17 protein-coding genes are annotated in these 14,628 nt (G+C 62.1%); 4 read left to right on the top strand and 13 right to left on the bottom strand.

From position 1 onward, the window contains the following. The 3 genes from KF885_11560 to KF885_11550 form a co-directional block, all read right to left on the bottom strand. A partial coding sequence (locus tag KF885_11560; GenBank protein ID MBX3049795.1) for an FAD-binding oxidoreductase occupies nt 1-318 on the bottom strand: 318 nt, incomplete at its 3' end. Further along, complete coding sequence (locus KF885_11555) at nt 315-1,220, bottom strand: dihydrodipicolinate synthase family protein (GenBank protein ID MBX3049794.1); 906 nt, start codon at nt 1,218-1,220, stop codon at nt 315-317. The genes KF885_11555 and KF885_11560, both read right to left, overlap by 4 nt. An 8-nt stretch (nt 1,221-1,228) precedes the next feature. Then, nucleotides 1,229-2,140 (bottom strand): DMT family transporter, encoded by a 912-nt coding sequence (locus KF885_11550; GenBank protein MBX3049793.1) that lies wholly within the window; start codon nt 2,138-2,140, stop codon nt 1,229-1,231. A 97-nt stretch (nt 2,141-2,237) separates the two neighbouring features. Here KF885_11550 and KF885_11545 point away from each other — a divergent pair, with 97 nt between their 5' ends. Beyond that, nucleotides 2,238-3,458 (top strand): acetyl-CoA C-acyltransferase, encoded by a 1,221-nt coding sequence (locus tag KF885_11545; GenBank protein ID MBX3049792.1) that lies wholly within the window; start codon nt 2,238-2,240, stop codon nt 3,456-3,458. Between the two features lie 56 nt (nt 3,459-3,514). Continuing rightward, nucleotides 3,515-3,754, top strand: coding sequence for a PspC domain-containing protein (locus tag KF885_11540; GenBank protein ID MBX3049791.1), 240 nt, complete (start codon nt 3,515-3,517; stop codon nt 3,752-3,754). A gap of 28 nt (nt 3,755-3,782) precedes the next feature. Here KF885_11540 and KF885_11535 read toward each other — a convergent pair whose 3' ends face one another. Genes KF885_11535 through KF885_11520 form a run of 4 tightly spaced genes read right to left on the bottom strand, consistent with a single transcriptional unit; the run spans nt 3,783 to nt 7,914 of the window. Beyond that, a complete protein-coding gene (locus KF885_11535) occupies nt 3,783-5,786 on the bottom strand; it encodes a hypothetical protein (GenBank protein ID MBX3049790.1) in 2,004 nt (667 codons plus the stop codon). Between the two features lie 11 nt (nt 5,787-5,797). Next, complete coding sequence (locus KF885_11530; GenBank protein MBX3049789.1) at nt 5,798-6,856, bottom strand: bifunctional phosphoglucose/phosphomannose isomerase; 1,059 nt, start codon at nt 6,854-6,856, stop codon at nt 5,798-5,800. 36 nt (nt 6,857-6,892) lie between these two features. Beyond that, entirely contained in the window at nt 6,893-7,714 is an 822-nt protein-coding gene (rsmI, locus tag KF885_11525; protein ID MBX3049788.1) for a 16S rRNA (cytidine(1402)-2'-O)-methyltransferase, read from the bottom strand. Then, complete coding sequence (locus KF885_11520) at nt 7,714-7,914, bottom strand: DUF951 domain-containing protein (GenBank protein ID MBX3049787.1); 201 nt, start codon at nt 7,912-7,914, stop codon at nt 7,714-7,716. The genes rsmI and KF885_11520 overlap by 1 nt, the downstream gene beginning before the upstream one ends. A 66-nt stretch (nt 7,915-7,980) precedes the next feature. Here KF885_11520 and KF885_11515 point away from each other — a divergent pair, with 66 nt between their 5' ends. After that, entirely contained in the window at nt 7,981-8,631 is a 651-nt protein-coding gene (locus tag KF885_11515; protein ID MBX3049786.1) for a site-2 protease family protein, read from the top strand. Here the strand turns inward: KF885_11515 and KF885_11510 are convergent. The 5 genes from KF885_11510 to KF885_11490 all read right to left on the bottom strand — a co-directional run bounded on the left by KF885_11510 (nt 8,628) and on the right by KF885_11490 (nt 13,437). Then, nucleotides 8,628-9,149 (bottom strand): hypothetical protein, encoded by a 522-nt coding sequence (locus KF885_11510; GenBank protein ID MBX3049785.1) that lies wholly within the window; start codon nt 9,147-9,149, stop codon nt 8,628-8,630. The two genes, KF885_11515 and KF885_11510, sit on opposite strands and share 4 nt — an antisense overlap. Nucleotides 9,150-9,427: 278 nt before the next feature. Beyond that, nucleotides 9,428-10,516, bottom strand: a complete 1,089-nt coding sequence (locus tag KF885_11505; protein MBX3049784.1) for a hypothetical protein — start codon at nt 10,514-10,516, stop codon at nt 9,428-9,430. Beyond that, nucleotides 10,500-10,868 (bottom strand): response regulator, encoded by a 369-nt coding sequence (locus KF885_11500; GenBank protein MBX3049783.1) that lies wholly within the window; start codon nt 10,866-10,868, stop codon nt 10,500-10,502. Before KF885_11500 ends, KF885_11505 begins: the two co-directional genes overlap by 17 nt. A gap of 91 nt (nt 10,869-10,959) precedes the next feature. Then, nucleotides 10,960-12,462 (bottom strand): carboxypeptidase M32, encoded by a 1,503-nt coding sequence (locus KF885_11495; protein MBX3049782.1) that lies wholly within the window; start codon nt 12,460-12,462, stop codon nt 10,960-10,962. Nucleotides 12,463-12,498: 36 nt separating this feature from the next. Then, complete coding sequence (locus tag KF885_11490) at nt 12,499-13,437, bottom strand: hypothetical protein (protein MBX3049781.1); 939 nt, start codon at nt 13,435-13,437, stop codon at nt 12,499-12,501. A 275-nt stretch (nt 13,438-13,712) separates the two neighbouring features. Between KF885_11490 and KF885_11485 the strand changes: the two genes are divergently transcribed. Next, the gene (locus KF885_11485) at nt 13,713-14,135 is read left to right on the top strand and encodes a hypothetical protein (GenBank protein ID MBX3049780.1); all 423 of its coding nucleotides are present in this window, start codon (nt 13,713-13,715) and stop codon (nt 14,133-14,135) included. A 45-nt stretch (nt 14,136-14,180) separates the two neighbouring features. On the opposite strand, the gene KF885_11480 is transcribed toward KF885_11485, so the two are convergent. Beyond that, nucleotides 14,181-14,627 carry an RpiB/LacA/LacB family sugar-phosphate isomerase gene (locus KF885_11480; protein ID MBX3049779.1) on the bottom strand — a complete coding sequence of 149 codons (447 nt, stop codon included), beginning with the start codon at nt 14,625-14,627 and terminating at the stop codon, nt 14,181-14,183. Between the last annotated feature and the right edge of the window lies 1 nt (nt 14,628).

Raw genomic sequence — 14,628 nt, 5'->3', positions numbered from 1 at the left:
CTGCAGGCGCTCCAACCCGTCTGCGGCCGTGCTGACATACAGATAGCCGCGCCGGTTCAGGTTGAAGAGGTTGCCATTTTGCACGGCCATTTCTTCCATCAGGCCGATGCTGCGGTTCATCAGCGCCACCATGGCATCGCCTGGACCGGGCCACCAGTTGCGGTAGCACTCTGTCGATTTGTCGGATGTCAGAGTCAGGGGCGCCTGCGGGTCCACCAGCACGATCTGGCGCAGGCCGAGCTTGGTCAGAAAAAAGGCGGCGGATATGCCCAGGATGCCGGCTCCGCAGATGACCACTTCGGCCCGGCGTTGGCTCATCGCTGTAATTCGTTCAGGGCTTGGGCCGCTGCGTCAACCTGCGCCGGCGTGAAGTCTCGCAGGGGCGGCTTCACCGCCCAACTGGGCAAGCCGTGCAGGCTGTGAAGCATGGCTTTGAGATAGGCGGGGGCAGGTGGTGCCGCTTCGAGCGCGGCCCGGCGCAGGTCCAGGGCCGCCTGCATGGCTGCCGTCTCCTGGCCGGCCAGGTGCGCATCATAAATGGCGCGGGCTTCGGCGGAGTTCAGGTTGGCCAGGGCCGTGATGCAGCCAGCGGCTCCGGCTGCCAGGCCGGCGCTGAGCAGCTTGTCGCTGCCCACCAACACGGCTTTGCCCGGCAGGCCGCGGATGTAGTCTTGGGCAGACTCGAGGCTCCCGGAGGAATCCTTGAGGCCGCCGAACTTGCTGCCAAAAGCCTCGCTCAGGCGCTGCAGCAGACTGAGCGGCAGGGCCACGCCGCTGACCGCCGGGATGTGATAGCCCAGCAGCGTGCGGTCATTCGGCACGGCCCGCTCGATCAGGGCTGCATACCAATCAAACAGGCCCTCCTGGCTGGCATTGCGGATGAAATAGGGCGGCAGCACCACCACGGCCTCAAAGCCCAGGCCGAAGGCGGTTTGGGTGAGTTCAATGGTTTCGCTGAGGCTGGGGGTGCCGGTGCCGGCTATCAGACGGAAGCCCGGATGTGAATTCCGCCAGTCTGCGGCGGCCTGCCATATCGCCAGCCGTTCGCTGGCCGAGAAAGACGGTCCTTCGCCGGTGGTGCCTAGCAGCAGGCTGCCGTGGCAGCCGCGGCTGGCTAGAAAGTCCAGCAAAAGGTGCAAGCCTGGCGGGTCGAATTCTCCAGCCTGGTTGCAGGGTGTGACCGCTGCGGCGTAGACGCCGGATAATAAGGGAGTGTGCATGTTTGGCATTATAAAAGGAATAGGATGCCGACACCCGTAAGGGCGAGCAGCGTGCCCACGATCGCCCGTCCAGTGACCCGTTCCTTGAAGAAGAAGTAACCGATCGGGATCAGAAAAATCGGCGGCAGGGATTGCAACGTGCTGGCCACACCGATGTTGGCGGCGTATTTAACGGAGGCCAGCGAGAACCAGACCCCTAAAACTGGGCCAAAAACCACCGCCAGCATCATGAAGCGCACGCCCAATGGATTGCTGCGCAGGGTCTGGATTGTGTGGCGGACTTGCCCGCTGAACACGGTCAGCAGCCAGATCGCCACAGCGGCTGAGCCCATGCGTAAGACTTGCCCAGAAAGCACGGCTAGGTCTCCCGCAAAGCCTTGCCGGGCTGCCACCAAGCCAACCGCTTGCCCGATGGCGCCCAGGAAGGCTAGGAACAGCCCCGAGGCGTATACACGCGGCTCAATTTGCGTGTTGCCAGTCTGGCGTTCAGAGACCACCCAGAGCACGCCGAGCAGTGTCACGCCAATGCCCAGCGCATGCTGGGCGCTGAGCCTGTCGCCCAGCCACAGCCAGCCCAGTAGGGCCGTCAGGATCGGCGCCAGGCTGTAGACCAGCATGCTCAGCCGCGGGCCAATTTGCACGAAGGCCTGGAACAGAGCGGCATCCCCCAGGGTCAGGCCGATCACGCCGGACAGGGCGAACCAGCCCCATGCGGCTTGTCCGGCCTCCAGAGGCAGTGGCTGCCCGTACAACGCCCAATGAAGGATCATCAGGATGGTCGTGGCCAGCAGCAGGCGGCTGCGGTTAAGCACCGCCGAGCCGATGATGCGGCCGCTAAGTGTGAAGAAGGTGGGTCCAATGGAGAACAGCAGTGAAGCAGCCAGGGCGGCCAGTTCACCGGCAAGCGGAAAAGGGGGCACAGTGACCTCTTGGAGTAAGTCGGCCCATTGTAGACCCAAAGCCCAAATTTGAATCATTTACAATGGGCTATCGCTAAATTTGGTAGAGGATGGGATCATGCCCGAAGCCGTAATCATTGATGCAGTTCGAACTCCGATTGGCGCCCTGGGCGGCGCGCTGGCCAGCGTGCGGCCGGATGACATGGCCGCACTCGTATTGAAAGCCCTGGTGGAGCGCAACCCGTTTGATCTTGCTCAGATCGAAGAGGTCTACATGGGTTGCGCCAACCAGGCCGGTGAGGATAATCGCAATGTGGCCCGCATGGCGGTGCTGCTGGCTGGTTTGCCGGTGGAAGTGGCTGCGGTCACGGTCAACCGCCTGTGCGCTTCCGGCTTGCAAGCGGTCAACATGGCCGCCCGCGCTATCAAAGCCGGCGAGGGTGATGTGTACATCGCCGCGGGAGTGGAGAGCATGAGCCGGGCGCCGTACTCGGTACCCAAGGCGGCCCAGGGCTTTGCCTATGGCAACGTCACTATGTGGGATACCACTCTGGGTTGGCGTTATCCCAACCCGACGCTGAAAGAGCAGTACGGAAATGATTCGATGGGCGAGACGGCCGAGAACATTTACGACGACACACCCATCAGTCGGGAAGAGCAGGATGCTTTTGCCTTGTTGAGTCACCAGCGTGCGGTCGCCGCGATGGATGCTGGCCGCTTTGCTGCCGAGATCATTCCAGTGCCAGTGGCGCAGCGCAAAGGTGACCCGATCTTAGTGGACAGCGATGAACGCCCGCGCCGCGACACCACGCTGGAATCGCTGGGCAAGCTGCGCCCGGCTTTCCGCAAAGATGGCACGGTCACGGCGGGCAACTCCTCCGGACTCAATGATGGGGCGGCGGCGTTGCTGTTGACCAGCGCTGAGAAGGCCCAGGCCCTGGGACTGAAACCGCTGGCCCGTGTGGTGGCCTCGGCGGCGGCCGGCGTGCCGCCGCGGGTGATGGGCCTGGGTCCGGTGCCCGCCACGCGCAAAGCGCTGGCCCGCGCCGGACTGCAGCTGGGCGACATTGGCCTGGTGGAGCTGAACGAAGCCTTTGCCGTGCAGTCTCTGGCGGTCATGCGCGAGCTAGGCCTCAGCTCTGAGATCACCAATGTCAACGGCGGGGCGATTGCCCTGGGACACCCGTTGGGCTGCTCGGGCGCTCGTATTCTGGGCACCCTATTGCATGAGATGCGCCGCCGTGCGCCTGGGGCCAAGCGGCCCTACTACGGCCTGGCTACCATGTGTGTGGGCGTGGGCCAGGGTGAAGCCACGATCATCGAGTGGATCGGCGACTAAAGCCGTTGTAACTTTCTGTTCCAAATCTCCGTATAGATTGATGAAAGGAGATATTCGTGACGACAGTTAAACGTTTGTATCGCTCTCACCATAACCGTATGTTAGGCGGCGTAGCCGCTGGTCTTGGTGACTACCTGGAAATCGACCCGACGCTGGTGCGTCTGCTGTTTGCCTTTGCTTTGATCATGTGGGGTGCTGGCCCTTTGGTCTACCTGGTGATGTGGTTGATCGTACCAGAAGAACCTTATGTGGAGGCGGCTCCACCCAAGAAAACGCGTGCACGCAAATCCGAATAAAAAACGCCGCCCCTTGGGGCGGCGTTTTTTATGGGGCGAGTTCGCACATCAGGTCTTCCTCGACCTTTGCCAGTATCTCGGCCCGCTCTGGGGATACTGGCGTGTTCTCGGCGATCTGCTGCCACAGCCGGCAAAGCATGGGCTGCATGAAGCGGTTGATGCGCAGCGTTTCCTGACTCAGCTGGTACGCTCGCGGCCAGTTGCCTGCGTGAGCATAGCCTTCGATGAATGGCGTGCGTTCGGCGGCGTGGTTGGGCGTGTCATTTAGGTCGAAAGCGATCTCGCCCAACTCGACCACCTGGTTCCAGTCGCCGTGCTGGCGGGCTAGGTCGGCCTTCTGGAAGTAGTAGCACCAACTTTGTTCCGGTTGAGCCTGCCAATAGGGAAAATCGGCCACCACTGAGCGCTCTGGCTCAGTCGCGATGCGCTCCAGGTTGGAGCGCGGCACCTGCTCGTCCAGGAGCGCCGGCAGCATGGGGAAAACCGCGTCCAGATGTGGATCCAGAATGCGCAGGCAGGCGGGCGGCGCGTAGTAGAGCACCAATACATCACCCGGCTGGCCCTCAAAGACGTTGTAGCGATACGATTTGCGGATCGGCTGGTCGCTGTCCCCGGCTAGTTCTGCGTCTGTGCGGATATCCAAGTAGGCGATGTAGTAGGGAATGCGTTCGCCAATCGGCTCCAGACGGTAAATCCAGTTCAGCGGGGCCACCAAGGAGTTGTCCGTATAGTGGCTGAGCGTGTTTTCGACACTGAGCAGGGCGGTGTGTGGCGCAATGTAAGGTGCGCGCCACACGAGTTGCTTAAAGAAGGCTTGCTGGCGTTCCCATTCCTCTCGGTAGGCGTTGGCGTTGAAGAAGTGATATCCGGCGCTGAGGCCGAGCAGCACACAGAGTGCGAAGATTGTCAGTGGTTTGCTGCGCCGGGCAAAGGCTTCGATGCCCAAGGCCAGCAGCAGGCATACCGGCAACATCAGGGGCAGCGTGAAGCGATCCCAGGCAAAGGCCATGCGCAGCGGCAGGTCGGCCAGCCAGAAGGACAGCCCAGACAACAGCAGCGCCCCCAGGGCAAACGGCAGCAGACGGGTGATTGGCGCTTGGTCGTCTGTCTGGCGGCGTATGGCTAGCCAGCACAGACCGCCAGCCAGCAGCACGGTGCCGCCATAGGCGAGGGCGGCCAGCGAACCAGGGGTCAGCTGGCCGAGCGTCTCAAAAGCGCGGCCCCAGGCGGCAAGGCCCGCTTCAAAGAAGTCGCCCAGCATGGTGCCGGCCAGGTTCAGCAGGGTGGGCAGCGGCGCGGCCGCCAGCTTGTCCAGCAACACGAGCGAATATAAGTTGCCGGGCTGCGTGGTCAGACTGGACCGCCAGGCAAACACCATCACAACCAAAAGCAGATAAGGCCACCAGATGCGCAGGCTGTGGATTGCGCGCTGCCTGCTGGACCCGTCCAGGCAGCTCCATATCAGCAGTCCCCGCGCCAGCTCCAGGCCATAGAAGTACTCTGTGGATAGCATGACGGCTGCAGAACTGAGCAATGCCGCAGCCAGCAGCCAGATACGCGCGGCGCCGGGGCGCAAGCTGAGCAAAGTCAGACACAGTGAAGCCAGGAAGACGGTGTAGTACAGCCAATACACGCTGTAGATCAGGGCAATGGGCTGCTGGCTGAACCCAGGATAGAGCGCAAAGAGCAGTGAGGCGACCTGTGGCCAACGCCCCCGCCCGCCGGCCAGGCGGAGCAATTGCCAAAAGGCCAGCACGCTTAGCCAGCGCCACAGCAGCGCATACAGGTGCCAGGCCAGAGGGTTTTCGCCTAAAAGGAAGAAAGAAAGGCTGTACAGCCAGCCGGAAACAGGCCGATAGGGGGCAAAGTCGATAAACGAGCCGGGGCCAAACTCGTGTGAAAACCAGGTCAACGGCCAGTCGTCCCAATACAAGCCCAGCCAGGGGCTGAGCAAGCCGTAAGCCAAAATGCAAAGCGCCAGGCTAAGCAGCGGGAAACAGTACGGCTGTAGCCGCGCCCTAAGCTCTTTCATGGATGCTGAGGCTATTGCTGGCTCATTTGATTCTTGAGCTCGGCCAGCGCCGGGACGGGTGTGGGGTCAATGCCATAGGCCATTGCCAGATAGAAACTGACGTAATCTCCGTAGTGCAGCGCCGTCCACATTTGGGCCATGCGGCCTTCGCCGCTGCCATGGATCACGTCCGTATTTTGGCCTTCCACCATGGTGGCCATGCGGGTTAGTTCGGCGCGGCGTTCGTTGCGGGCGTGGTTGCTGGCTGCCTGCAGGAACAGGGTCATAGTGGCGCTGAACTGGCCCTCTGGCTGCAGCAGGCCCTGCAGTGTGTTGTGGTTGGCTTCGGGCAGCACTTCGTAGCTGGCCTGAGCCTTGGCGTTCTCGTTGATCTGCGCTTTCCAGCGCCGTGCCACGGGCGCCATCAGACCGGCGCCGTATACGGTCACCCAGCGGCCCATTAACTGGCCGCCCATGCGCTTTGAGGAGTTTTGGATGTCGGGCACCTCGGGCAGCAGATCCGCACGCTGGGTTTGCATGGCGGCCAGGGTGGCCGTCACTTCGGCATTGGGGTCGGGCAGCAGATCCAGACGAGCGGCCAGCGCCAGCAGCAGCCCAAACGAATAGCCCACGGCGGTGCGGGGCTGGAAGGCGTGCTGGAAACGCCAGGCGGGGATGTCTGCCGCGCCGGCCAGGGCGGCCAGCTTGCCGCCGGTGCTGATGCACAGCACCCGGCAGCCTGCGGCCCTGGCAGCCTCGAAGCTGCTCAGCGTTTCTTCCGTGTTGCCTGAGTGCGAGGAACACACCACCAGCGTATCTTCACCGGCTGCCCAGCCGGGCAACCCGTAGTCGCGCCAGGTGGTCCAGTTGGCGCGCAGGCTGGGTTCTGCGTACGCGGCCAGCAGGTCCGAGCCGATGGCTGAGCCGCCCATGCCGGCGACCACCACCTGGCGGATGCCCTGCCAGTTCGGCAGGGACAGCTGCTGGCCCAGTTCCCAGGCGGCGGCCAGCTGCTCTGGCAGCCCGTTGATGTGCTCGATCATCCCCTGGGGGTCGGTTTTCTTGATGTGCTCCAGATCGTTGAGGTTCATGCGTCTTTCCAATTCGAGCCAATCATACTGGCAATCTTAGTCGTCTTGCAGGCTGCGCAGCAGATCGTACACTTTGCTGCGCCGCCAGCCGGCTTGGACGGCCACCCGCCGGGCCAGCGATGAGGGTGGCTCATCGCTGGCGGCTTGCAGCGCGGCGCGCACACGTGCCTCATCCCAGGTTTCGGAGCCTGCAGTTGCCCCCGCCACCACCAGGGTGAATTCCCCGCGAGCGGGTTCCTGAGCGAAAACGCTGACCGCTTCACTGAGCGGCCCGCGCCAAAAACGTTCATACAGCTTGGAGATCTCGGCAGCCACGACCACTTGACGGTCACCGAATGTGGCCAACAGGTCCTGCAGGGTGGCCAACAGCCGGTGCGGCGATTCCAAAAAGACCAGCGTATAGGGCAGGGCGGCGACGCGCTCGAATTCTTGGCGGCGTTCGCCGGCCTTGCGCGCCGGATAGCCCAGGTAGAGGAACTGGTCGCTGGGCAGCCCGGAGGCGGCCAGGGCCGCCACGGGTGCGCTGGGGCCGGGCACCGGGCTCACCGTGTGGCCGGCTTGCAACGCGGCCTGGACCAGCAGGTAGCCGGGATCATTGATGCCCGGCATACCGGCGTCCGAGATCAGGGCTACATCGCCCTGGGCGAGCGTTTCCATGATCCTGTCAAGTTTGACGCGTTCGTTGTGGGCAAAATAGCTGGTTAGCGGAGTTTGGATGCCAAAGTGACTGAGCAATTTACGGCTGTGGCGGGTGTCTTCGGCGGCGATCAGCTGCACTTCGCTCAAGATGCGCTGGGCGCGGGGACTAAAATCCTCCAAATTCCCGATGGGTGTGGCAACCAAGAAGAGCGTAGGCATTAAGCTTCCGGGGCTGAGGGAGGCAGCAAGGTTTTGAGGCTCTTGGCCAGCTCGCGGCGCTCCAGCAGCACACGGCGGCCACAGCCCAGGCACACCAGGCCAATGTCTGCGCCCAGGCGGACGACTTTCCAGTCGGTGCTGCCGCAGGGGTGCGTTTTGCGCAGGCGCACCAAATCATCGAGTTTTAGGTCTGGCAGCATGATGGTTTCGCCCCAAAAAGGGGCTCGCGCGGCATTATAACCCCCGCATGCTATAATCCTGCTTCCATGCTTTTTGACGTGACATTGCCCGATCTGATCAGCCGTGCCATCGTGTTGGTGGCCGCTTTCACAGTTCACGAATTTGCACACGCCTGGACGGCGGACTACTTTGGCGACGATACGCCTCGCCGTCAGGGGCGTCTCACGTTAAACCCCCTGGTTCACTTGGACCCCCTGGGTTCATTGTTGCTGTTGGTGGCTGGCTTCGGCTGGGCGCGCCCGGTGATGGTGGATCTGTACGCCCTGCAGCGCCGCTCCCCCGCGGCCCCCATGTTGGTCGCCCTGGCCGGCCCGGCATCCAATTTGCTGCTGGCGGCTTCGGCGGCCATTCCCTTGCGCCTGGGTTGGGTGGCGTTCTCCTTTAGCACTTCACAGTGGTTGCCGAGCGCGTATCAGTTGCTCAGTGTGTTTGTCCTGATCAATGTATTGCTGATGCTGTTCAACTTGCTACCTTTCTTCCCGCTGGACGGCGAAAAAGTGCTGCATTATTTCCTGCCGCCTTCCGGCAAGGCTTTCCTGGAAAACTTGCGGCCATACAGCTCGATCATTTTGCTGGCAATGGTGTTTGTGCTGCCGCGTATGGGTATTGACCTGCTGCAAACGCTGGTGTTTTCTCCGGCAATCGCGATTGCCCGCTTTTTGGTGGGCGCCTACTAAGGCCTCAGCCAGATCTCCACACTGTCCAAGGCAATCATCACACCCTGCTGCTGTTCGACCACCGTCAGCAGGAATGCAGCTTCCTGCTGCGGGACGAAACCCGCCAGCTCCAGTTCAAAGCTTCCATCTTCCTGAATGAAACGGTTGGCACTGAGCAGAATTCGGTTCTCATCGTTCAGCAACCGGATCTCGAGCGTGCCGCGGTTCGCTGGCAGCCGGGCACGGCCGCTGACCTGCACTGCGCCGCTGGCAAGCTGAATGGCCTGCTCAATTTCGATGGCATAGCTTTGATGAACCGCGAGAAGGTTGCTGTCGCCCTCACCGGCCTGCAGGGTCACTTCGGCGCTCACCTGCCGCACGATGCGCCCCCGAGCGTCTTGTTGGCTGGCGGCCAGGATGGCGGTCTGTGGAGCGCTGACCTCATAGGGGATCTGCAACGATAGCGGGCCAGCTTGGGGCGCCGCCAGCAGCAGCCGCCCCAACAACTGCCCCGCCTGGCCGTAGAGCTCCACGCGCAACAGGCTCGCTCTTTCAGGGATGTCCAGCCTGACTGTTAACGCGGAAGGCGTTAGAGGGCTCGCCGAAACTTCCAGAAGAACCAATTTTTCTGCAATTAGGATTGCATTTTCTTTAACTATTGCAGTATTCGTTGCTGAGGCGGCTGGCGGGGTCACCGCCGCCGGCAGGCTGGCTGTTTCCGCCGGCGCGCTGGCGACTGTCGCCGGCTGGCAACCTGACAGCACAACGGCCAGCCAGGCAATGCCCAGGCTGGCCGTTGTGCGCAGGCCGGGCCAGCCTAGAAGGCTGACCATACCTCTAGCTTGCTGACTACGCGCCGGATGACTTCGTCGGTGAAAGCCAGGGTGCCCAGGTCGCCGCCCAAGTCTGTGGTCGCCATGCCGTCTTCGAGGGCCTCAAACACGGCTTCATGAATGGCGCGGGCGGCTTGCTCGGCCTTGGCGCCGGGGGCGTAGCCCAGCAGGGCGGCGACCGCAAGGATCATCGCCATCGGGTTGGCCACGTCTTTGCCTTCCAGGGCCGGGGCGGTGCCGTGGGGCGCCTCGGCCATCACGGCGCGCACCTTGTTGCTGCTGTCGTAGGACAGCACCAGGCTCTCGGAGCCGGCAATGCTGCCGAACATTTGCAAGATCAAGTCGGCGAGCAGGTCACCGTCCCGGTTGAGCGCCGGGATCACCAGGGCTTCGCCGCCGGACTGCAGCAGCATAGCCAGCGTGGCATCGATCAGCATGGGCCGATAGGCCACATGCGGGTAGCGGTGGGAGGCGGCGTCCAGTTCTTCTTTGAACATGCCTTCATAGACCGGGCTGACTGTGTATTTTGGGCCACCGAAGACGATGGCCTCGTTCTTCTCCGCGTATTGGAAGGCGAATTCGGCCACGGCGCGGCAAGTAGAGCGCTCGATCAGCGAGGTGCGATAGGCGGTCTCTTCGCCGTCTGGCGAGATCTCGCGCCATTCCTTGGCGCCATAAGCGTCGTGTACCGCCATGCGCGCCACGGCGATTGGCGCATGGGCGCCGCCTACCGGCAATACATTGGGGATGCGCCGGCCAGTGCGCAGAATGACCTGGGCATCCAGCTCTTTGCGCAGGATGGCGTTGGGGCTGCCCACGTCACCGGCGATCTCCGGGGTGATCGTGGCGGCCTTCAGGCCCAGGCCGGTTTGGCGCATGGCCTGGCCAGCTTCGCCTACTACGGCATTCTTGGTGGCCTGGCGGTTCTTCAGGCTCAGATCAAAATGATGCAGTTCGGTTTTCAGGCCGAACTGCTCGAGTTCCAATAAGCGCAGGGATTGGAGCAAAAGCTCTTCCCCGGTCTGGTCACCGTGCATGACCACGATGTCGATCTTCTCAGTCTTCTGGGGCATACTTTCGAATAACCTCTAACAGTGTTTGTAGGCGAATGGGTTTTTCCAGGCTGTCCACAGCACCGCGGGCGCGGGCTTGTTCCTGGATCTCCACCAGGTCCAGGGCCGAGAGCGTCACGATTGGGATGTGCTTGGTGACTTCGCTCTGTTTGAGCTGCTCAATCATCTCCAGGCTTTGGCGGCCCTCCAGGTTCACATCCGTCACGATCAGGTCCGGCAAATGCTCGGCGGCCATTTGCATGGCCTCTTCCGGTGTGGAGGCACTGATGCCCTGGTGGCCCAGGATGGTGGCGGCTTGCAGCAGGAGTTTGCGTGTGAGTGGCTCATCGTCCACGAACAAGATATTCGCCATCATGCGCAATCATAACCTGAACGATTTGCCCGCGACGGTTAAATCAAAGGGACGGGCCACAGGGCCCGTCCCTTTGTATGCAGTTGGCTGGCTACAGGCCGTAAATGTCGCTGAACTTGGTTTCCAGGTAACGCAGGTACGCGTCGCCGTTGATCTTGGACCCGGTGATGCGCTGCACCATCTCCTGCGGCTCGAACTTTGCGCCAGGGGCGTGCACGTGCTGGTTCAACCAACCCAGCAGCGGGGCAAACTCCGCATTGCGGATCTTGCCCGAGATGTCAGGGATGTCGCGCTCGATGACTTCCCACAGTTGGGCCGAGACCAGGTTGCCCAATGCGTAGGTGGAGAAGTAGCCCATCAGACCGAAAGACCAGTGCACGTCTTGCAGCACGCCTTCCTTGTCGTTGGGCGGGGTCACACCCAGATACTTCTCAAACAGCTCGCTCCAATACACGGGCAACTTGTGCACTTCGGCTTCACCTTCCATCATGGCCATTTCCAGTTCCATGCGTAGCATGATGTGCAGGTTGTAGGTGGCCTCGTCGGCCTCGACGCGGATGTAGGAAGGGGCCACCTTGTTGATGCCCTTGTAGAAGGTTTCCATATCCACCTTGCCCAACTGGTCCGGGAAGGCCTTCTGCAGTTTGGGGTAGTAATGCTCCCAGAAAGGCTTGGAGCGGCCCACCAGGTTCTCCCACATGCGTGACTGCGATTCCCCGATCGCCAGCGACGGGCTGTCGTACAGCGGGGTGCGCTTCAGGTCTTCGGAAACGCCCTGGGCGTGCATGGCATGGCCGGCTTCGTGCAGGGTGCCGAAGAAGTACGGGTTGAAGAAGTCCGGGTAGACACGCGTGGTGATGCGGTGGTCGCCCACGCCCAGGGTGGTCTGGAAGGGGTGGGTGGTCTTGTCCAAGCGGCCCTGGCTCCAGTCGTAGCCAAAGGCGGTCACCACATCCACACCGAAGTCCCACTGCTGCTTCTCCGGGAATTCCTGATGGAGGAAAGAGTCGTCCACCTGCTGGGCCTCAGAAATGCGCTTGATCAAGTCGACCTGCTTGGGCCGGATCTCGTCAAAAATGGCTTTGACATCGGCCGCCTTCATGCCGGGCTCGAACTGGTCCAGCACGGGGTCGTAGACGTGGTCATAGGGGGCAAACAGTTCAGCGAAGCGGCGCGCCCAGTCCACCAGCTTGACCAAGTGCGGCTCGAAGATGGAAAACTCGGACTTGCTGCGCGCTTCCTGCCAGGCCTGGTTGCCCATGGTGGTCAGCTCAGCGCGCTCGATGACCATGGCGCTGGGCACTTTGGTGGCGTCGTTGAAGCCGCGGCGGGTGACCTTGACCAGACGGGCTTCGTCTGAATCCGGGTCCCAGGAGGCGGCTTTCTTTTCCAGCGCATCCAGCAGCTTGCCCACTTCCGGGCTGGTGAACTTTTCGTGGGCCAGCTTCTCCAGCGTGCCCAGGGCCTGGCCGCGGGCTTCTGCGCCGCGGGGCGGCATATAAGTTTGCTGGTCCCAGCCCAGCACTGCGCTGGCGTTGTTGAGGTCAGAGACCTCCGCCAGGATTTCCTTCAGTTGTTCCATTTCTTTAGACATGGCTTCTCCTCAGAGCAATAAGTGTAATCTGGTTTACTACTTCACCTGCCAGCGCAGGGTTTTCCCGGTCAGGGCATTCAGCACTTCTTCGGCCACATCCAGCGCGGCGCGGGTTTGCGCCTCAGCGGTTTGGGCGCCGATGTGCGGGCTGGCCACTACACGGGGATGTTCCACCAGCGGACTGTGGCCCGGCGGCTCGGTTTCGAACACGTCCAGGGCGGCGCCGGCCACCTGGCCGGAGTTGAGCGCCGCCAGTAGGTCGCCTTCATCGATCAGTCCACCACGTGCTGCACAGACAAGGTAGACGCCCCATTTGAGCTTCTCGAACACTTCGGCGTTGAACATGTGGTGCGTTTCCGGCAGCAGCGGCAGATGCAGACTGATCCAGTCCGCCTCGGCGTAGATCTGCTCGCGGCTGGCGGGTTGCGTGCCGCGCTGGCTCAGTTGCTCTTCATTCAGGAAAGGGTCGTAGCCCAGCACGCGCATGTCAAAGGCCGTGGCGCGTTTGGCCACCTGGGCGCCGATGTTGCCCACGCCCATGATCCCCAAAGTCTTGCCAGCCAGCTCCGGCCCCTGCAGATCCTTCTTGATCCATTGCCCCTGCTTCATGGCGTTGTCGGCCCGCGGCACTTCGCGCAGCAGGGCCAGCATCAGCGCCAGCGTCAACTCAGCCACAGCCACGCTGGTCGAGACCGGCGTGTTGACCACCGCCGCGCCGTGTTGGCGCGCCGCTTGCAGGTCAATGTTGTCCACTCCCACGCCGGCCCGGCCGATGACCTTGAGCCGGCTGGCGTGGGCCAGCAGCTCGGCGGTCACCTGGGTGCGGCTGCGCACGATCAGGCCGTCTACGTCTGCCAGGGCGGCGGCCAGTTCACCGGCTTCGATGCCGGCCCGGTCGTCCACTTCCACTCCCGCCTGGCGTAAACGCTGCGCAGCTACAGGAGCCAGTTTGTCTGCGATCAATACTTTCATCATGGTCAGTCGCCAAAGATTGTAAGCGCGTTTTGATGCAACCTGGCCAAGCAAGATGGTGCGCAAAGGCTTCGTGCTAGAATTCCCCATGGCTCGCGCCTACCCATGGAGGCGATATGAACATCCGTAAACCCTTACTTTTGCTCGTTGCGGCTCTGCTTCTGGTGGCGTGCTCCCCAGTGATTTCACCCGACGCGGTCAGCGGCCCTCCTCGCCCCGAGCCACTCGAAGGTCGGTCGGTCCCTGGGTCGCCCACTGTCAATGGCGATTTTCAGGCAGTGGAAAGTTTCTTTGCTGGCACCCCGTTTCTGTATGAATTTGCCCTTGAAGAATACAGCGAAGAAGCCCATATGGCTCCCGGCGTGCTGACCTACACGGTGATGATGGAAAGTTCCCAGGCTGTCATGGATGGCTATGTGTGGTGCACCACCACCAGGGATATTTTGAACGAGAACTGGGCCAAGATCCAAGTGTCTATGGAATTGAATGACCGGGCCATCCGCAGGGAGAACATGGATCTGGAAGTTTATGAAGATGGCGATATTGCCTGCAATTTCCTTACCGTACTGCTCTCGGATTGGCCGGATGGTCAGCACAGCTTTGCGGTGACCGCCACCTTCACCGCTCCGCTTAACGATGGCTTCGGGGATTACGCGGCGGGCGATTACAGCGAAGTCTATACCATCCACGTGGGAGATTAAACAAACGCCTTTGGCTGACCCGAAAGGGCTGACCAAAGGCGTTGTTTAGCCTTGCGTATTTTCTAGTTCATCGAGCAGGGCCAGGTTGGCCTCATCCCCGGGGTTGGCTTCGTACTTGGTCTTGAACCAGCTTTCCAGGATCTCGTCGGCCAGCGCTGGGGTGGTCAGGCGCATCGAAAGCGCCAGCACATTGGCGTTGTTCCACAGCCGGGCGCCGCGGGCCGTCTCGGCATCTCCGCACAGGGCGGCGCGGATGCCCGGTACTTTGTTGGCCGCCAAGCTGACGCCGGTGCCCGTCCAGCACAGCACAATGCCTTCGTCCGCTTCCCCGCTGGTTACAGCCTCGGCCACCTGGCGGGCGACCGCGGGCCAGGGGTCGGTTTCCCCCGCCTGAGGGCCATACCACTGCACCTGGTGACCGCGTTCGGCCAGCCGCTGCAGGATGTGCTCGACCACGGGCAGGCGATCGTCGGCGCCCAAGGCAATCTTCATC

Source organism: Anaerolineales bacterium, from assembly GCA_019637805.1.
In the GTDB taxonomy this organism is placed as follows: Bacteria; Chloroflexota; Anaerolineae; order Anaerolineales; family UBA11579; genus JAMCZK01.
This window is presented reverse-complemented; position numbering and strand designations above follow the sequence as displayed.